1 protein-coding gene (running past one end of the window) is annotated in these 21,732 nt (G+C 71.4%); it reads left to right on the forward strand.

The annotated features are described in order from the left end of the window. Positions 1-21,718 carry the 3' end of a non-ribosomal peptide synthase/polyketide synthase gene (locus ABZ319_RS09685; RefSeq protein ID WP_354985927.1) on the forward strand. 22,544 nt of this gene lie to the left of the window's left edge, so 21,718 of the gene's 44,262 nt are visible here — the last part of the coding sequence; its start codon lies beyond the left edge, outside the window; it ends in the stop codon at positions 21,716-21,718. Positions 21,719-21,732 lie beyond the last annotated feature (14 nt).

Consider the following 21,732-nt stretch of genomic DNA (forward strand, 5'->3'; position numbering starts at 1 on the left):
GCTGGCCGTGCTCACCGGCGGCGGGACGGCCGAGGACGACGCCGAGGGCGGCGTGCGCGCCGCCTCCGGTGATACCGCGGCCACCCTGGTCGCGCTGTTCGAGGCGCAGGCCGAGCGGACCCCGGACGCGACCGCGCTCGTCTTCGAGGGGACGAGTCTGTCCTACGGCGAGCTGGCCGGGCGGGTGCACCGCCTGGCACGCTGGCTCATCGAGCGCGGCGTCGGCGCGGAATCCTTTGTCGCGCTGGGCATGCGCCGCTCCATCGACCTGGTCGTGGGCATGTACGCGGTGTCGGCCGCCGGTGCGGCCTACGTGCCGCTCGACCCCGACCACCCGGCCGAGCGCACCGAATACATCCTGGCCACCGCCGACCCGGTGACCGTGCTGACCGCGGGCGAGGATCTGCCGGTGGACACCGCGCAGGTCCGCATCGATCTGCTGGATCTGGCCGGGTACTCGGCCGCGCCGCTCACCGACGCGGATCGCCTCGCGCCGCTGCGGGCTTCGAACACCGCCTACGTCATCTTCACCTCGGGTTCGACCGGCCGCCCCAAGGGCGTTGCCGTGCCGCACGCGGCCATCGTGAACCGCCTGGTGTGGATGCAGTCCGAATACGGGCTCGCCGCCGACGACGTCGTGCTGCAGAAGACCCCGGCGACCTTCGACGTGTCGGTGTGGGAGTTCTTCTGGCCCTTGCAGATCGGCGCGACGCTGGTCATCGCCAAGCCGGACGGCCATCGCGACCCGGCGTACCTGGCCGACCTCATCGCCCGGGCCGGGGTGACGGTCACCCACTTCGTGCCGTCCATGCTCGCGGTCTTCGTGGCCGAGCCCGCCGCCGTGCGCTGCGAGAGCCTGCGCCTGGTGTTCGCCTCCGGTGAGGCCCTGTCCCCCAAGCCCGCCCAGCGCCTGCGCGAGATCACCGGCGCCGAGCTGCACAACCTGTACGGCCCCACCGAGGCCGCGGTCGACGTCACCTACCACCGGGTCGACGTGGCCGACATCGACACCGTGCCGATCGGCCGCCCGGTGTTCAACACCCAGGTGTACGTGCTGGATTCGCGGCTGCGGCCGGTTCCGGTGGGTGTCGCGGGTGAGCTCTACCTCGCGGGTGATCAGCTCGCGACGGCCTACGTGGCGCGCCCGGACATCACCGCGGATCGCTTCGTGGCCAACCCCTTCGGGTCCGGCGACCGCATGTACCGCACCGGCGACCTGGTCATGTGGACCGGCGGCGGCGAGATCGAGTACCTGGGCCGCACCGACTTCCAGGTGAAGCTGCGCGGTCTGCGCATCGAGCTCGGCGAGATCGAATCCGCGCTCACCGCACTGGATTCGATCGCTCAGTCGGTGGTCGTGGTGCGCGGCGACGTGCACACCGGCGACCAGCTGGTCGCCTACGTCATCGCGGCCGCCGGCCGCGCCGTGGACGTGGAAGCCGTGCGCGCGGAGCTGGCCGATCGCCTGCCCGCGTACATGGTGCCGTCCATCCTGCTGGTGCTGGAGGAGTTCCCGCTCAACGCCTCGGGCAAGCTGGACCGCAAGGCGCTGCCCGCGCCGGTGTTCGAGGCCGCGGTCTTCCGCGCCCCGGTCACGCCGGTCGAACAGATCGTGGCGGGCATCTTCGAGGAGATCCTCGGCCTCGAGCGCGTCGGCCTGGACGACGATTTCTTCGCGCTCGGCGGCAACTCGCTGATCGCCACCCAGGTCGCGGCCCGCCTGTCGGCGGCGCTGGACACCGAACTGGGCGTGCGCGAGATCTTCGAGGCGTCCTCGGTCGCGGCGCTGGCCGCGCGCGCCGAGGTGCACTCGGGTTCGGGCCGCAGGCAGGCCCTGGTGGCACGCGAGCGTCCCGAGCGACTGCCGCTCTCGCTGGCGCAGCAGCGCATGTGGTTCCTGAACCGCTTCGACACCGAGTCGGCCGTGGAGAACATCCCGGCCGCGGTGCGGCTGTCGGGTCTGGTGGATCGTCAGGCGCTGCAGATCGCGGTCGCCGACGTGCTGGCGCGCCACGAGTCCCTGCGCACCCGTTACCCCGAGATCGACGGCGTCGCGTACCAGGAGATCGTTCCCACCGGACAGGTCATCCCGGACCTGACCCCGGTCGAGGTGGCCGACGCCGACATGCCGCGCGCCCTCTCGGAATTCCTGCTGCGCGGTTTCGACGTCACCGCCGAGGTGCCGTTCCGCGCCCGCCTGTTCGAGGTCAGCCCGACCGAGCACATCCTCGCGCTGGTGGTGCACCACATCTCCGCCGACGGCGTGTCGATGGGCCCGCTGACCCGCGATGTCATGACCGCCTACGGCGCGCGCGTCGAGGGCGGCGAGCCGGGCTGGAAGCCGCTCGCGGTCCAGTACGCGGACTACGCCCTGTGGCAGCGCGAAGTGCTCGGCGACGAGGCCGACGCGGAATCGGTTATCGCCCAGCAGATCTCGTACTGGGGCGAGACCCTGCGCGGGCTGCCCGAGCAGCTGGATCTGCCGTCCGATCGCCCGCGCCCGGCGGCCGCCAGCGGTCGCGGCGCGACGCACGTGTTCACCATCGACGCCGAAACCCACGGCAAGCTGGCCGAATTGGCCCGCTCGCGGGGCGCGACGCTGTTCATGGTCGCGCACGCCGCGCTGGCCGCGCTGCTCTCGCGCCTGTCCGGCGAGGCCGACATCGCCATCGGCACCCCGGTCGCCGGCCGCGGTGAACGCGCCCTGGACGACCTGATCGGCATGTTCGTCAACACCCTGGTGCTGCGCACGCCGGTCGACACCGGCGCGGACTTCACCGCGCTGCTGGAGTCGGTGCGCGCCACCGACATCGGGGCCTTCGGGCACGCTGACCTGCCGTTCGAGCGCCTGGTCGAGATCCTCAACCCGGCTCGCGCGCAGAACCGCCACCCGCTGTTCCAGGTCATGCTGGCATTCCAGAACCACGCCGCGGCCGTGCTGGAACTGCCCGGCCTCACCGTCAGCGGCGTCGATCTGCCGCTGGACACCGCCAAGTTCGACCTGCAACTGGTGCTCACCGAACAGGCTGCCGCACAAGATGTCTCGGGTAACGGCGCCGCCGCCCCGACCGGCCTGACCGCCGAACTCATCTACGCCACCGACCTGTTCGACGCCGCCACCATGGAGCTGTTCGGCGAGCGCTTCGGACTGCTGCTGCGGTCCATCGCGGATCGGCCCGAGCTCGCCATCGGCGACATCGAGCTGCTGGAGCAGGCCGAGCGCGGCCGGATCCTGGTGGACTGGAACGACACCGGGCACGCGCTGCACGCGGGTGCGAGCCGGGACGGCGGCGACGCCTACACCCTGACCTCGGGCTTCGTGGCGCAGGCCGCGGCGACCCCGGACGCGACGGCCGTCGTGTTCGAGGGGACGAGTCTGTCCTACGGCGAGTTCGCCGAGCGGGTGAACAGGCTGGCCCGCCGCCTGATCGCGGCCGGGGTCGGACCGGAATCGCTGGTGGCCCTGGGCATCCGGCGTTCGCTGGATCTCGTGGTGGCGATGTACGCGGTGCTCGAGGCCGGTGGCGCGTACGTGCCGCTGGACCCCGACCATCCGGCCGAACGCATCGGGCACGTGCTCGACACCGCCCAGCCGGTCGCCGTACTGTCCACCAGCCGTGACGATTTCGACGCCGGTGATCGTGCCGTGCTGGAGATCGACGTCGAGGACCTGTCCGGCTACCCGGGCACGCCCATCGCGAGCGCCGAACGACTGGGACCGGTGCGGTCGTCCAACACCGCGTACGTCATCTTCACCTCGGGCTCGACCGGTCGCCCCAAGGGTGTCGCGGTCACGCACGCGGCCATCGACAATCAGATCGAGTGGATGCTGGCCGAGTACCCGATGGGTGCTGCGGACGTGTACTTCCAGAAGACCGCGACCACGTTCGACGTGTCGCTGTGGGGCTACTTCATGCCGCTGCGCGTCGGGTCGACCCTGGTGGTCGCCACGCACGACGGGCATCGCGACCCCGCGTACATCGCCGACGTCATCGCCGCGCAGGGCGTGACGGTCACCGACTTCGTGCCGTCCATGCTCACGGTGTTCGCCGCGCACACTCCCGCGGGTTCGCTGCCGACGCTGCGCGACGTGTTCGTGATCGGTGAGGCGTTGCCGCCGGAGACCGCGGCTGCCGTCCGTGAACTCGGCGACATCGCGGTGCACAACCTCTACGGTCCGACCGAGGCCGCGGTGTCGATCACCTACTGGCAGGTGACCGCGGCCGATACCCGGACCGCGCCGATCGGTATCCCGCAGTGGAACAGCCGTGTCTACGTACTGGATTCGCGTTTGCGGCCTACCCCGGTGGGCGTCGCGGGTGAGCTGTACCTGGCGGGCGATCAGCTGGCGCGCGGCTACGTCGCCCGCCCGGATCTGTCCTCGGATCGCTTCGTGGCCAACCCCTTCGAGCCGGGGCAGCGTATGTACCGCACCGGTGATCTGGTGGTGTGGCGCGAGCCGGCCGGGGAGTCACAGCGGCTGGAGTACATCGGCCGCACCGATTTCCAGGTGAAGTTCCGTGGTCAGCGCATCGAGCTCGGCGAGATCGAGACCGCGCTGCTGGCCCAGCCTTCGGTCAGCCAGGCCGCGGTGCTGGTGGTGCCCACCCCGACCGGCGATCAGCTGGTGGCCTACACGGTGCCCGCGCCGGGATACGAGATCGAGCCGCGCGAGCTGCTCGCCCAGGCCGGGCAGTCGCTGCCCGTCTACATGATTCCGGCCGCCGTGGTGGCGCTGGACGCTTTCCCGCTCAACACCAGCGGCAAGCTGGATCGCAAGGCGCTGCCCGAACCGGTCTTCGAGGCGCGCGAATTCCGCGCGCCGTCCACCCCGGCCGAATCGGCGGTCGCCGCGGTCTTCGCCGAGGTCCTCGGACTGGAGCAGCCCGTCGGCGCGGACGACGACTTCTTCGAGCTCGGCGGCAACTCGCTCATCGCCACCCAGGTCGTGGCCCGCCTCGGCGCGGCCCTGGACACCCGGGTGCCGGTCCGCGCGCTCTTCGACGCCCCGACCGTCGCGGCCCTGGCCGCCCGCGTCGCGGTGCAGGCGGGCACCGGCGCGCGCCGGGAACTCGTGGCCCAGCAGCGCCCGGACGAGATTCCGCTGTCGCTGGCGCAGCAGCGCATGTGGTTCCTGAACCGCTTCGACACCGCCTCCGCGGTGAACAACATCCCGCTCGCGGTCCGCCTCACCGGCGAACTCGACGTGGCGGCGCTGCGGGCCGCGGTCGGCGACGTGCTCGAGCGGCACGAGGTGCTGCGCACGTACTACCCGGAGAACGCCGAAGGCCGTGGCGTGCAGGTGGTGCTGCCCGCCGACCAGGTCGCCGTGGACTCCGCGCCCGTGGACGTCACCGAGGCCGAGCTGCGGGACCGGGTCGCCGAACTGGTGCTCACCGGCTTCGACGTGACCGTGACCGCGCCGGTGCGCGCGGGGCTGTTCCGCGTCTCCGATGCCGAGCAGCCCACGTACGTCCTGGTTTTCGTGGTGCACCACATCTCCGGTGACGGCTGGTCGGTGCGCCCGCTGGCGCGCGACGTCATGCTCGCCTACGCCTCGCGCGCCAATGGCGCCGTGCCGCAGTGGGCTCCGCTGCCGGTGCAGTACGCGGACTTCGCGCTGTGGCAGCGCGAGACGCTGGGCTCGGAGGACGACGCGGACTCGCTGATCGCCCAGCAGGTGGGCTACTGGTCCCGCACCCTGGCCGGGCTGCCCGATCAGATCGATCTGCCCGCCGACCGGCAGCGCCCGGCCGTGGCCTCCAATCGCGGTGGCGTGCACGAGTTCACGATCGACGCCGATCTGCTCGACGGCCTGAACACCCTGGCGCGCGAGCACGGCGCGAGCCTGTTCATGGTCGTGCACGCGGCCTTCGCCGCGGTGCTGGCCCGGCTCTCGGGCGGCGACGACATCGCCATCGGCACCGCCGTGGCCGGCCGCGGCGAGCAGGTGCTGGACGACGCCATCGGCATGTTCGTCAACACCCTGGTGCTGCGCACCCCGGTGGACGCCGGCGCCAAGTTCACCGAACTGCTGGCCACCACCAAGGACATCGACCTGGCCGCCTTCGGCCACGCCGACCTGCCGTTCGAGCGCCTGGTCGAGATCCTCAACCCGGCGCGCTCGCAGGCCCGCCACCCGCTGTTCCAGGTCATGCTCTCGTTCCAGAACACCGGCGCGGCCACCTTCACCCTGCCGGGCCTGGAAGTGGCCGGGGTGCCGCTGGACGTGGTCACCGCCAAGTTCGATCTGCACCTCGAGCTGACCGAACGCGTCGGCGCGGACGGTCGCAGCGCGGGCATGACGGCCGAATTCGCCTACGCCACCGACATGTTCGACACCGCCACCATCGCGGGCTTCGCGGGCAACATGCTGCGCGTGCTGCACGCGGTGGTCGCCGATCCGGCCGCGCTCGTCGGCGACATCGACATCCTGGACGACCTGGAACGCCGCCGCGTGCTGCGCTCCTGGAACAACACCGAATACGACGTCACCCGCGTCGCGCTGGCCGGGCGCAAGTCCGACGCCGACGTCACCCTGGCCTCGATGTTCGCGACCCAGGCGATCCAGACCCCGGGCGCGACCGCCCTGGTCTTCGAGGGCGAGACGCTGACCTACGGCGAGTTCGCCGCGCGCGTCAACCGCCTGGCCCGCTACCTCATCGCGGCCGGCGTCGGCCCGGACACGCTGGTGGCCCTGGGCATGCGACGCTCGCTGGACCTGGTGATCGGCATGTACGCCGTCATCGCCGCCGGCGGCGCGTACGTGCCGCTGGATCCGGACCATCCGGAGGAGCGCAACCGCTACGTCCTGGACATCGCCCAGCCGGTGTGCGTGCTCACCACCACCCGCGACGGCGTCGAAGCCGGCGTGCGGACCCTGCGCATCGACACCCTCGAACTGGACGCCTTCTCGCCCGCGCCGATCACCGACGCCGAGCGCGTGGCGCCGCTGCTCGCGGGCAACGTCGCCTACGTCATCTTCACCTCCGGCTCGACCGGCCGCCCCAAGGGCGTCGCGGTCAGCCACGAGGCGATCGTCAACCGCCTGGTGTGGATGCAGACCGAATACGGTCTGTTCGACGACGACGTGGTGCTGCAGAAGACCCCCGCGACGTTCGACGTCTCGGTGTGGGAGTTCTTCTGGCCCTTGCAGATCGGCGCGACGCTCGTCATCGCCAAGCCGGACGGGCATCGCGACCCGGCGTACCTGGCCGGGCTCATCGTCGATCACGAGGTCACCACGGCGCACTTCGTGCCGTCGATGATGTCGGTCTTCGTCGCGGAAGAGCGTGCGGCGGAATGCGTCTCGCTCCGCAACGTCTTCGCCTCGGGCGAAGCGCTGCCCGCGCCCACCGCGCACAAGCTCCTGGAGCTGACCGGCGCGCAGCTGCACAACCTGTACGGCCCCACCGAGGCCGCGGTCGACGTCACCTACCACGAGGTCACCCCGGCCGACACCGCGTCCGTGCCGATCGGCCGCCCGGTCTTCAACACCCGCGTCTACGTGCTGGATGCACGACTGCACCCGGTCGCCCCCGGTGTCGCGGGTGAGCTCTACCTCGCGGGCGTGCAGCTGGCGCGCGGCTACGTCGCGCGCCCGGATCTGACCGCGGACCGCTTCGTGGCCGATCCCTTCCACGGCGGCCGGCGCATGTACCGCACCGGCGACCTCGTGAAGTGGACCGGCGCGGGCGAGCTGGAATACCTGGGCCGCACCGACTTCCAGGTGAAGCTGCGTGGTCTGCGCATCGAACTCGGCGAGATCGAGGCCGCGCTCACCGCGGTCGCGTCCATCGCCCAGTCGGTGGTCGTGGTGCGCTCGGACGATCGCCTCGGCGATCAGCTCGTCGGCTACCTCGTTCCGGCCGCCGGGCACACCGTCGACCTGGACGCCGTGCGCGCCGAGCTGCAGGACGGGCTGCCGGGCTACATGGTGCCGGCCGCCTACGTGATCCTGGAGTCCTTCCCGCTCAACGCCTCCGGCAAGCTGGATCGCAAGCAACTGCCCGCACCGGTCTTCGAGACCAAGGTCTTCCGCGCGCCCACCACCCCGATCGAGGAGATCGTGGCGGGCACCTTCGCCGACGTGCTCGGCGTCGGCCGGGTCGGCGTCGACGACGACTTCTTCGAACTCGGCGGCAACTCGCTCATCGCCACCCAGGTCACCGCCCGCCTCGGCGCGGCGCTGGACATCCACCTGGCCGTGCGCGATCTGTTCGAGGCCTCCACGGTCTCGGCGCTGGCCACCCGGGTCGAGCGGCACGCCGGCTCCGGCCGCGCCCGCCCGCGCCTGGTCGCCGGCGAGCGCCCGGCGCAGGTGCCGCTGTCCCCGGCGCAGCAGCGCTACTGGTTCCTGAACCAGTTCGACACCAGCACCTCCGCGGTCGACAACATCCCGCTGGCCGTACGCCTCACCGGCGCACTCGATCTCAACGCGCTCGAGCAGGCGCTCGGCGACGTGATCGGCCGCCACGAGGTGCTGCGGACCATCTACCCGCGCACCGCGGACGGGCCGCACCAGGTCATCCTGCCCGCCTCGCAGACCGATCTCATGCTGGTCCCGGAGGGCGTGCGCGAGGGCGATCTGCTGGGCAAGGTCATCGAGTTCGCCATGACCACCTTCGACGTCACCGTCGAGGTGCCGCTGGCGGTGAAGCTGTTCCGCATCACCGACAGCGACGTCGAACAGCACGTGCTGGCCTTCACCGTGCACCACGTCTCGGCCGACGGCTCCTCCATGGGACCGATGTCGCGCGACGTGATGGCGGCCTACGTGGCCCGCGCCAACGGCGATGTGCCGCAGTGGGTTCCGCTGCCGGTACAGTACGCGGACTACGCGCTGTGGCAGCGCGCGGTACTGGGCTCGGAAGAGGACCCGGAATCGCTGGCCGCGCAGCAGGTCGCGTACTGGACGCGCGCGCTGGCCGGACTGCCGGACCAGCTCGAGCTGCCGACCGATCGCCCGCACCCGCCCGCCCAGTCCTTCGTGGGCAAGGCGCTGCGCTTCGACATCGACGCCGAGCGCCACGCCGGGCTGCACGAACTCGCGCGCGCCAACAACGCGTCGCTGTTCATGGTCGTGCACGCCGCGCTCGCGGTACTGCTGGCCCGCCTGTCCGGCACCGACGACATCGCGGTCGGCACCCCGATCGCGGGCCGCGGCGAACGCGAACTCGACGACCTCATCGGCATGTTCGTGAACACCCTGGTGTTCCGTACCCGGGTCGACTCGGCCGCCACCTTCGCCGGGATGCTGGCCGAGGTCCGCGAACGCGACCTGGAAGCCTTCGCCAACGCCGACGTGCCGTTCGAGCGCCTGGTCGAGGTGCTCAACCCGGTGCGCTCCACCGCGCGCAATCCGCTGTTCCAGGTCGGCCTGTCCTTCCAGAACCTGGCCGAGAGCGCGTTCGAGCTGCCGGGTCTGCACGTGGCCGCGGTGCAGTTCGAATCCCAGCTGGCCAAGACCGGCCTGCACGTGACGCTCTACGACCGGTACACCGACAGCGGGGCGCCCGCCGAGATCCTCACCGAATTCGGTTACGCCACTGACATCTTCGACGAGAGCACGATTCGCGCGTTCGCCGATCGCTTCATCCGCATCCTGGACGCGGTGCTGGCGAACGCCGACGTCACCATCGGCGAGATCGACCTGCTGGGCGAGAGCGACAGTCAGCGGATCCTGGAGCGCTGGAACGACACCGGGCGCGATCTGAACCCGGTGTTCCCGGGCGCGGAGACTGCCACCCTGGTCTCGCTGCTGGACGCGACCGTGGCCGCCGATCGCAAGGCCGTGGCCCTGGTGGCCGACACCGCCGACGGGGTCGCGGAGAACATCACCTACGCCGAGCTCGACGCCCGGGTCAACCGCCTGGCGCGCGAGCTCATCGCGCGCGGAATCGGCGCTGAAGACCGTGTGGCCCTTGCCATCCGGCGTTCGGCCGATCTGGTCGTCGCCATGTACGCCGTTGCCAAGGCCGGTGCGGCGTACGTGCCGATCGATCCCGATCAGCCCGCCGAGCGCACCAACTACATTCTCGAAACCGCCGCTCCCGCCTGTGTATTGAGCACCGGCCGGGACGCCTACGAGATCACCGGTGACGGTGCCGAGGCGCTGGCGGACGTGGCCGTGCTGCGCATCGACGAACTCGATCTGTCCGCCCGGTCGGACAAGCCGATCACGGCCGGCGAGCGCGTGCGCGAGCTGACCGCGGCGAACACCGCCTACGTCATCTTCACCTCCGGCTCCACCGGGCGGCCCAAGGGCGTCGCCCTGCCCCACGGCGCGGTGGTGAACCAGTTGCTGTGGAAGAGTTCGGAATTCGGGCTCGACGCGGCCGACGCGGTGCTGCTCAAGACCGCCGCCACCTTCGACCTCTCGGTCTGGGAGTTCTGGTCGGCCGTCGCGTGCGGCGGCCGCCTGGTCATCGCCCTGCCCGACGGGCACAAAGATCCGGCGTACCTGAACGAGCTCATGGCGCGCGAATGGGTCACGACCCTGCACGTGGTGCCGTCCATGCTCGACGCGCTGGTCACCGCCGGTCTGCCGGACTCGCTGTGGCGCATCCTGGCCATCGGCGAGGCCCTGCCCGGGCCGCTGGCCCAGCGGGTGCTGCGCGAGAGCCCGCGCACCGAGCTGTTCAACCTGTACGGCCCCACCGAGGCCGCGGTCTCGATCACCAACCACCGGGTGAGCGCCGCGGACGAGATCTCGGTCCCCATCGGCGCACCCGAGGCGAACAGCCGGGTGTACGTGCTGGACGCGCGACTGCGCCCGGTGCCGGTCGGGGTGTCCGGTGAGCTGTACCTGGCCGGTGCGCAGCTGGCGCGCGGCTACTTCGGGCGTCCCGATCTGACCGCGGATCGCTTCGTGGCCAACCCGTTCGGCGACGGTGAGCGCATGTACCGCACCGGCGACCTGGTCGCCTGGAACGCGAACGGCGAACTCGACTACCGGGGCCGCACCGACTTCCAGGTGAAGATCCGCGGCTTCCGCATCGAGCTGGGCGACATCGAGTCCGCGCTGCTGCGCCAGGACTCCGTCGTCTCGGCCGCCGTTGTCGCGCACCAGGATCCGGTGCTCGGTGATCGCCTGGTCGCCTACGTCGTCGGCGCGGCCGGCACGATCGACAAGCAGGCGCTGCAGTCGGCGCTGCTGGCCGAACTGCCGTCCTACATGGTGCCCGCGGTCTACATGCCGCTGGAGTCGTTGCCGCTCAACGCCAACGGCAAGCTCGACCGCAAGGCGCTGCCCGAGCCCACCTTCGAGAAGGCGGTCTTCCGCGCGCCCGTCACCCCGATCGAGCAGATCGTGGCGGGCGTGTTCACCGACGTGCTGCACCTCGAGGGCGGCCGCCTCGGCCTGGACGACGACTTCTTCGCCTGGGGCGGCAACTCGCTGCTGGCGACGCAGGTCGCCGCCCGCCTGGGCGAGGCTCTCAACACCCGGGTGCCGGTGCGCCTGATGTTCGAGGCTTCCACCGTGGCGGCGCTGGCCGCGCGGGTGGAGCACGACGCCGGGGCCGGGGGCCGCAAGGCGCTCGCCGCCGGACCGCGCCCGGAGCACATCCCGCTCTCGCTCGCGCAGCAGCGCATGTGGTTCCTGAACCGCTTCGACAACCAGTCCGCGGCCTACAACGTGCCGGTCGCGGTGCGCCTGACCGGTGACCTGAACGTGGACGCGCTGCGCGCGGCCATCGCCGATGTCGTTGCCCGCCACGAGATCCTGCGCACGGTGTACCCGCAGACCGAGGACGGCGCGGTGCAGGTCATCCTGCCCGCGGCACAGGCCGTGCCCGAACTCGAGGTGCGCACCGTCAGCGGCGCCGACGCGCCCGCCGCGGTGCTGGCGCTGACCTCGACCAGCTTCGACGTCACCACCGAGGTGCCGCTGCGGGTGGCGCTGTTCCGGATCGCGGACACCGAGACCCCGGAATACGTACTCGCGCTGGTGATTCACCACATCTCCGGCGACGGCTCCTCGGTCGGCCCGCTGACCCGCGACCTGATGACCGCCTACGCCACCCGCGCCATGGGTGAGACGCCGGGCTGGGCGCCGCTCGCGGTGCAGTACGCCGACTACTCCATCTGGCAGCGCGAACTGCTCGGCGACGAGAGCGATCCCGAGTCGCTGGCCACCAAGCAGGTCAACTACTGGCGCAACGCGCTGGCCGAGCTGCCCGATCAGCTGGATCTGCCCGCCGATCGCCCGCGCCCGGCCGTGCAGTCCTTCACCGGTGGCCGGGTCGGCTGGAGCATCGACGCCGAAACCCACCGCGCGCTCATCGATCTGGCGCGCGCGGAGGGCGCGACGCTGTTCATGGTCGTGCACACCGCGCTCGCGGTCCTGCTGGCCCGCCTCTCCGGCACCGACGACATCGCCATCGGCACCCCGATGGCCGGTCGCGGTGAGGCCGCGCTGGACGACATGATCGGCATGTTCGTCAACACCCTGGTCTTCCGCACCCGGGTGGACTCCGGCGAGCCGTTCGCCGCCCTGCTGGCCCGCCAGCGCGAGACCGACATCGCGGCCTTCGCCAACGCGGATGTGCCCTTCGAGCGGCTGGTCGAGGTGCTCAACCCGGTGCGCTCGACCGCCCGGCATCCGCTGTTCCAGGTGGGTCTGTCGTTCCAGAACTTGGCCCAGTCCAGCCTGGAACTGCCCGGCCTGACCGTGTCCGGGCTGGATATCGACACCGACATCTCGCAGTTCGACCTGCACCTGATCGCGACCGACAGGTACGCGGACGGGGGAGCGGCCGCCGGCATCACCGGCTTCTTCACCTACGCCACCGACCTGTTCGAGCGTGAGACCGTGCAGGGCTTCGTGGACCGGTTCACCCGGCTCATCGGCGAGATCATCGCCGCGCCGCGCATCCCGGTCGGCGACATCGAGCTGCTCGCCGCCGACGAGCGGGCCGAACTGCTCGGCGATCGCAACGCCACCGCGCATCGCACCGATCGTTCCGCGACGCTGGCCTCGATGCTCGACGCCACCGTGGCCGCCATCCCGACCGCGGTCGCGCTGATCGGCCCGGACGGCGAGGTGCTCACGTACGCCGAGCTCGGCAGGCGAGTGAATCGCCTGGCGCGGCACCTGATCTCGATCGGGGTCGGGCCCGAGGCCCGGGTCGCGCTGGCGCTGCGGCGTTCGGTCGATCTGGTCGTGGCCATGTACGCGGTCTCGGCCGCGGGCGGCGCCTACGTGCCGGTCGATCCCGACCAGCCCGCCGAGCGCACCGACTACATCCTCGAGACCGCGGCGCCGGTGTGCGTGCTCACCAACGCCGAGGCGCGCTTCACCACCGAGGCCGCACCGCTGGTGCGCCTGGATCAGCTGTCGCTGGACGCCCTCGCGGGCGAAGCGATCGGCGATCGGGAGCGGGTCGCGCCGCTGCTGCCCTCGAACACCGCGTACGTGATCTTCACGTCCGGCTCGACCGGCCGCCCGAAGGGCGTGGCGCTGCCGCACGCCGCGATCGTCAACCAGCTGCACTGGAAGACAGCGGAATTCGGCCTCGGCGCCGACGACGCGGTGCTGCTCAAGACCGCCGCCACCTTCGACCTCTCGGTCTGGGAGTTCTGGTCGGCCGCGGTCTCGGGCGGCCGCCTGGTCATCGCCGCGCCGGACGGTCATCGCGATCCGGTGTACCTGGCCGAGCTGATGGACCGCGAGCAGGTCACCACCCTGCACGTGGTGCCGTCCATGCTCGACGCGCTGCTGACCGCCGCCGAGAACGGTGGCGCGCTGACGAGTTCGCTGCGCCGCGTGCTCGCCATCGGTGAAGCCCTGCCCGCCTCGGTGGCGCAGCGCTTCCGCACCGCCAACCCGGCGGCCCGGCTGTTCAACCTCTACGGCCCGACCGAGGCGGCGGTGTCCATCACCAGCCACCTGGTCACCGACGCCGATCGCGGCTCGGTGTCCATCGGCCTGCCGGAGTGGAACAGCGAGGTCTACGTGCTGGACTCGCGCCTGCGCCCGGTTCCGGCCGGGGTCGAGGGCGAGCTGTACCTGGCCGGCGCGCAGCTGGCGCGCGGCTACTTCGGGCGTCCCGACCTGACCGCGGATCGCTTCGTGGCCAACCCGTTCGGCGACGGCGAGCGCATGTACCGCACCGGCGACCTGGTCGCCTGGGCGGGCAACGGCGAGCTGGAGTACCGGGGCCGCACCGACTTCCAGGTGAAGATCCGCGGTTTCCGCATCGAGCTCGGCGAGATCGAGTCCGCGCTACTGGATCTGGCCGAGGTCGCGCAGGTCGCGGTGCTGGCCAAGTCCGATCAGCGCACCGGCGACCGCCTGGTCGCCTACCTGGTCCCGTCCGATCGGGACGCGGGAATCGATGTCGCACAGGTCAAGTCGGTGCTAGCGGCCGCGCTGCCGTCGTACATGGTGCCCTCGGCCTTCGTGGTGCTGGACGCCCTGCCGCTGAACGTGAACGGCAAGCTGGACCGGAAGGCCCTGCCCGAGCCCGAGTTCGAGACCACCGCCTTCCGCGCGCCGGCCACCCCGATCGAGGAGATCGTGGCCGGGGTGTTCGCCGAGGTGCTCGGCGTGGACGACACCGAGCGCGTCGGCGCGGACGACGACTTCTTCGCCCTCGGCGGCAACTCGCTGCTGGCGACGCAGGTCGCGGCCCGCCTCGGCGCGGCCCTGGACACCCGGGTGCCGGTGCGCACCCTGTTCGAGGCGTCCTCGGTGGCCGGGCTGGCCGCCAAGGTCGAGCTGTTCGCGGGTGCGGGGGACCGGCAGGCGCTCACCGCGCAGCCGCGTCCGGCCACGGTGCCGCTCTCGCTCGCGCAGCAGCGCATGTGGTTCCTGAACCAGTTCGACACCGCGTCCGCGGCCTACAACATCCCGGTCGCGGTGCGCCTCACCGGCGAACTCGACGTGTCCGCGCTGCAGCAGGCCGTGGCCGACGTGATCGGCCGCCACGAGACCCTGCGGACGGTGTACCCGCAGGTCGACGGCGCCGCCGCGCAGGTGATCGTGCCCGCCGCACAGGTGATTCCGGACCTGACGCCGGTCGTGGTCGACCCCGCGCAGGTGCGGGACCGCATCGCCGAGATCATCTCGGCCGGCTTCGACGTGACCGCCGTCGCGCCCGTGCGCGCCCGGTTGTTCCGCGTCGAGGCCCCGGCCGCCCCGGTCGAGGAACCGCGCGGCATGGAAGCCGCCATGCTGGACGCGGCCGACGCCTTCGAGATGGCAACCCGGCGCGCGGTCGGCGACCAGGCCGCCGCGGCGGTGCTGGGCGCGGGCCGCGGCCGGGCGCCCGAGCGGCCCCCGGTCGAGCACGTGCTGGTCATCGTGGCGCACCACATCAGCGCGGACGGCTGGTCCATGGGCCCGCTGACCCGCGACGTGATGATCGCCTACGCCGCGCGCGCGGCCGGCGTCGCCCCGGGCTGGGCGCCGCTGCCGGTGCAGTACGCGGACTACTCGCTCTGGCAGCGCCAGGTGCTCGGCTCGGAACAGGACGCTGCCAGCCTCATCTCGGCCCAGGCCGACTACTGGCGGACCGCGCTGGACGGCCTGCCCGACGAGCTGAACCTGCCCTCGGATCGGCCGCGCCCCACCGCGCAGTCCTTCCACGGCGGCAAGGTGCGCTTCCCGATCGGGACCGCACTGCACCGCGGGCTGCAGCGCATCGCCCGCGAGCAGAACGCGACCATGTTCATGGTCGTGCACACCGCGCTCGCGGTGTTCCTGGCCCGGCTGTCCGGGACCGAGGACATCGCCATCGGCACCCCGATCGCGGGCCGCGGCGAAGCCGAGCTCGACGACGTGATCGGCATGTTCGTCAACACCCTGGTGCTGCGCACCGCGGTGGACGCGGACCTGACGTTCGCCCAGTTGGTCGCCCGGGCCAAGGACGCCGACCTGGCGGCCTTCGCCCACGCGGACATTCCGTTCGAGCGGCTGGTCGAGATCATCAACCCGGAGCGCTCCACCGCGCGCCACCCGCTGTTCCAGGTCGTGCTCTCGTTCGAGAATCTGCCCGACAGCACCTTCGAGCTGCCCGGATTGCGGGTCGCCGCGGTCGAATTCGAGAACGACACCGCGAAATTCGATCTGTCGCTGACCATTGCCGAGGCGGGCCCGGACACCGGCATGTACGCCGAATTCGCGTACGCCCGTGACCTGTTCGACGAGCGCACGGTGGTGCAGTTCGCGCAGCGCTTCACCAGGCTGCTGGAACAGATCACCACGCAGGCGCAGACCCCGGTCGGGGATCTGGGACTGCTGGCCGCCGCCGAGCGGACCGCACTGCTCGGCCGCACCGGCGCGCCCGCGCTCGCGCCGATGACGCTGCCGGAGATCATGGCCGCCGCCGTGGCCGCCAATCCGGTCGGCGAGGCCGTGGTCTTCGACGGCATGGTGCTGGGCTACGCCGAGCTGGACGCGGCGTCCTCGCGCCTGGCCCGCATGCTCATCGAGCGCGGCGCCGGACCGGACGTGCGGGTGGCGGTTGCCATTCCGCGCTCGTTCGAATCGGTGCTCGCGGTGTGGGCGGTGGCCAAGTCGGGCGCGGCCTTCGTACCGGTCGACCCGGCCTACCCGGCCGATCGCATCGCGCACATGGTCTCGGACTCCGGCGCGGTGCTCGGCCTGACCGTGAACGCCGAGATCGACGCGCTGCCGCCGGTCGCGAGCCTGGCCGGCTGGATCGCACTCGACGACGCGCTGACGATCGCCGAGATCGAATCGCATTCGCCCGCGGCGGTGTCCGACGACGAACGCTGGTCGGCCATTCGCCCGGCGACCGCCGCGTACGTCATCTACACCTCGGGTTCGACGGGCCTGCCCAAGGGCGTCGTCGTCACCCACGCGGGTCTGGCGAACTTCAGCCGCGAGCAGGTCGAGCGCTACCGTCTCGACAGTTCTTCGCGCGCACTGCATTTCGCTTCGCCGTCGTTCGACGCCTCCATCCTCGAGCTGCTGCTGGCGCTCGGGGCGGGCGGCACGCTGGTCGTGGTGCCCCCGGGCACCTACGGCGGCGACGAACTGGGCGGGCTGATCTCCGACGAGCGCGTCACGGTCGGCCTCATCACCCCGTCCGTGCTGGCCTCCCTCGAACCGGCGCAGCTGGCGAGCATGGAGGTCATCATCGCCGGTGGCGAGGCGGTGTCCGCGGATCTCGTGGCCAAGTGGTCGGTCAACCCGTCCGGGCCGCGCCGCTTCCACAACGCCTACGGCCCGACCGAGGCCACCATCGCCACCAACATCTCCGGTGCGCTCGTGCCCGGCGACACCGTCGTCATCGGCGGGCCGGTGCGCGGCATGCGGGCCCTGGTGCTGGACTCGCGCCTGCACCCGGTGCCCGAGGGCGTGGCCGGTGAGTTGTACGTCGCCGGACCGCAATTGGCGCGCGGCTACCACGCCCGCCCGGGCCTGACCGCCGAGCGTTTCGTCGCCGATCCGTACGGCGAGCCCGGCGAGCGGCTCTACCGCACCGGCGACGTGGTGCGCTGGCAGCGCGACGCCGACGACAACGCCGTCGTGGAATACGTGGGCCGCAACGACTTCCAGGTCAAGGTGCGCGGCTTCCGCATCGAACTCGGCGAGATCGACGCGGCGCTCACCGCGCACGAGAGCGTGGACTTCGCCGTCACGGTCGGGCACAAGACGGAGGTGGGCACCACGATCCTGGCGGCCTACGTGCTGCCGGTCGCGAACGCCGTCATCGACATCGCCGCGCTCACCGAGCACGCCGCCGCGCGACTGCCCGAGTACATGGTGCCGACCGCGATCACCGTGCTGGACCGGATCCCGCTGACCCCGGCGGGCAAGCTGGACCGGCGCGCACTGCCGGCCCCGGTGCTGGCGCCGCGCGAATTCCGCGCTCCCGTCAGCGATGTCGAGGCACTCATCGCCGAGGTCTTCGCCGAGGTGCTCGGGGTGGATCAGGTCGGCGTGGACGACTCGTTCTTCGCCCTGGGCGGCGACTCGATCCTGTCCATCCAGCTGGTGTCGCGGGCCAAGGCGCGCGGCATCCTGTTCAGCCCGCGCGAGGTCTTCGAGAAGCGCAGCGTGGCCGGGCTGGCCGAGATCGCCGTGCTCGGCGGGGACGGTGAGCAGGAACGTCTGGCCGAACTGCCCGGCGGGGGAGTCGGCGACATTCCGCTGACCCCGATCATGACCGCGATTCTGTCGAGTGGCTCTGCCTACCAGCGCTTCTCGCAGTCCATGGCGCTGCGCCTGCCCGACGGCATCGACCGGTCGACGCTGGTCGGCACCCTGGCCGCGGTCTTCGATCACCACGACATGCTGCGTTCGCGCCTGCGTGGAAACGCAACGGACGGCTGGGAATTCGAGGCGCTGGCACGTGGCGGCGTCGACGTGGACGCCCTGGTGCATCGCGTCGAGGTGGCCGCCGACATCTCCGAAGAGGAGCTGTCGCGGGTCGCGAGCGCCGAACTCGACGGCGCGCTGGGCCGGCTCGATCCCGCGAACGCCTCGATGATGCAGTTCGTGTGGTTCGCCTTCGGCGGCGGCCGGGCGGATGTGCTGTTGATCGCCGCGCACCACTTCGTGGTCGACGGCGTCTCCTGGCGCATCCTGATCCCGGACTTCGCGGTGGCGTGGTCGCAGCTGGCCTTCGGGCAGCCGATCGCCCTGCCGGCCAACGGCACCTCCATGCGCCGCTGGGCGCACGCGCTGCTGGACGCGGCCGTGGCTCCCGAACGCGTCGCGGAACTGCCCTTCTGGCAGGGCGTGGTCGACACCGTCGATCCGCTGCTGGGCGCGCGCGCCTTCGATCCGGCGGTGGACACCTTCGCCACGGTCGAGCGCGTGGAGGTCAGCGTGCCCGCGGCGGTCACCGACGCGGTGCTCACCTCGATCCCGGGCCGCTTCCGCGGCGGCGTGAACGACGGTCTGCTCTCGGCGCTGGCCATGGCGGTCGCGCGCTGGCGGGCCGACGGCAACCCCGCCGCGCTCATCAAGCTCGAGGGTCACGGCCGCGAAGAGGACGTCGTTCCCGGTTCGGATCTCTCGCGCACGGTCGGCTGGTTCACCAGCGCCTACCCGGTGCGCCTGGATCTGGCCGGAGCCGATCTCGACGACGCCTTCGCCGGCGGAGAAGCCTTGGGCGACATCGTCAAATCGGTCAAGGAGCAGCTGCTCGCGGTGCCGGACAAGGGTGTCGGCTTCGGTCTGCTGCGCTACCTGAACGGCGAGACCGCCGGGCAGTTGCGCAGCGTCGGGCAGATCAGCTTCAACTACCTGGGGCGCGTCTCCAGCGGTGAAGTCCCCGAACAGCTCGCGCAGCTGGGCTGGGCGCCGTCCGGTGATCTCGGGCAGCTGGACGCGGACATGGACCTGGACATGCCCGCCAACGCCACGCTGGACATCAACGCCATCGTCACCGACGGCGCGGACGGCCCGCAGCTGGGCGCGGCCTTCTCCTTCCCGACCGGGCTGCTCAGCCGCGAGCGGGTACAGGAGTTCGCCGATCTGTTCGTGGCGGCGCTGACCGCGCTGGCCACGCACGCCGAACGGCCGGACGCGGGCGGGTACACCCCGTCGGACATGGCGCTGGTCAAGGTCACCCAGACCGACATCGCGGGCTGGGAGCGGGCGTACCCGGCGCTCACCGATGTGTGGCCGCTCTCGCCGCTGCAGTCGGGTCTGCTGTTCCAGGCCATGCTCGCGCAGAGCCGCGGGGTGCTGGACGTCTACACCATGCAGGCCATGCTGGATCTGAACGGCACGGTGGACACCGAGCGGCTGCACGCGGCCGCGCAGGCCATCGTTGACCGGTACCCGAGCCTGCGGACCGCGTTCGTCACCGACGCGGACGGGCAGGCGCACCAGATCGCGCTGGACGGCGCGGTCGCGCCGTGGTCCGAGGTCGATCTCACCGATCTGCCGGAGACGGAACGGATTCCGCGCCTCAAGGAGCTCATGGCGCAGGACCGGGCGAACCACTTCGACCTGTCCGCCGCCCCGCTCATGCGATTCACGTTGTTCCGCACCGGATCCGAGGCGTGGCACCTGGCCATCACCACCCACCACATCCTGGTGGACGGCTGGTCCATGCCGCTGCTCATGCGCGATCTGCTCATGCTGTACGCGGTGCGCGGGGACGTCTCGGCGCTGCCGCGCGTGGTCTCCTACCGGAACTACCTGGCCTGGCTGGCCGGGCGGGATCGGCAGGAATCGTTGCGGGCGTGGACCCGTGCGCTGGCGGGGGTCTCCGAGCCCACCCAGCTCGCGCCCGCGGGCAAGGCCGACGAGCAGTACGAGATCGGGCGGCACGTGCTCGACATCGACGCCGAGCGCACCCGTCAGCTCGCCAAGCGCGCGGGTGAACTGAGCGTCACGGTGAACACGCTGGTGCAGACCGCGTGGGCCATCCTGGTCGGGCGGCTCACCGGCCGCGGCGACGTGGTGTTCGGCGCGACCGTCTCCGGTCGTCCCGCCGAACTGCCGGGCGTGGAATCCATCGTGGGTCTGTTCATCAACACGGTGCCCGTGCGCATCCGGATCGACGACCGGCTCTCCATCGAGGGACTGCTCGAACGGGTGCAGCGCGAACAGGCCGACCTGCTGGAGCACCACCACATCGGGCTCACCGACATCCAGCGATTGGCCGGGGCCGGAGCGGAATTCGACACCCTGGTGGTGTTCGAGTCCTACCCGGTGGACAAGGACGCCATCGCGGCGGCCAGCTCCATCGACGGCATGACGGTGGCCGGCGTCGGCATGAACGACGACACCCACTACCCGATGACCCTGGCCGTCATGGCGGGCGAGGCCATCGAGATCGTGATGCGCTATCTGGATTCGCGGTTCAGCGCCGACGAGGTCGCCATCCTCGCCGCGCGCCTGAACCGGGTGCTGGACGCGCTGCTCGGCGATCCGACCGCGCTGGTCGGCGGCATCGACATCCTCGATGCCACCGAGCGCGCCCGCATCCTGGCCGACAGCGCGGTCACCGCGAACGATTCCGCCGCCGAACCGGCGCGCGTGGGCGCTCGCACGGTGGCCAACGTGCTGGCCGAAGTGGTGGAAGAGGATCCGCAGGCCCCGGCGCTGCTCGCGGGTGGTCAGGAACTGGCCTACCACGTGCTGGACCGGCGTTCGTCCCAGCTCGCGCGGTTGCTCATCGACCGCGGCGCGGGCCCCGGCGACATCGTCGCCGTCGCCCTGCCGCGCTCGGTGGACGCCGTGGTCGCGGTCTGGGCGATCCAGAAGGCCGGTGCGGCAACGCTGTTCGCCGAGGGTCTGTCCTTCGGCGACATCCTCGCCGCCGGAGCCGCTTTCGGCATCGCCCAGGATCCGGCCGCCAGCTCCATCCGCTGGCTGGTCCCCGCCGATCCCAAGGTGCAGGCGGACCTGGCCGCCCGCCCCGCCCACCCGGTCACCTACACCGACCGGATCCGCCCCCTGACCGAAACCGACGCGGCCTTCGTCTTCCAGTCCGCCGGCAACACCTGGGTCACCCTCACCCAGGCCGAGGCTCTCGACCGCGCGGCGACCCTGCGCACCGAGAACGAGATCGACTACGAGTCGACGACGTACACCACCGCGACCGCCGGCCCCGCCGCGATAGCCGAGTTCCTCACCTCGGCGACCGCCGGCGCCCTCTCGGTCCTGCCCACCGGCGACCTCGCCGCGGATCTCGAGGAAGGCGAGGTGACCCACTGGTTCACCGCCCCGGGCGAGCCGGCCACCGAGGCAGGCGAGGACATCCGCGTCATCCCCACCCCCTGACCCACGGGTGGCGA

Source organism: Nocardia sp. NPDC005978 (assembly GCF_040614455.1).
Lineage (GTDB): Bacteria > Actinomycetota > Actinomycetes > Mycobacteriales > Mycobacteriaceae > Nocardia.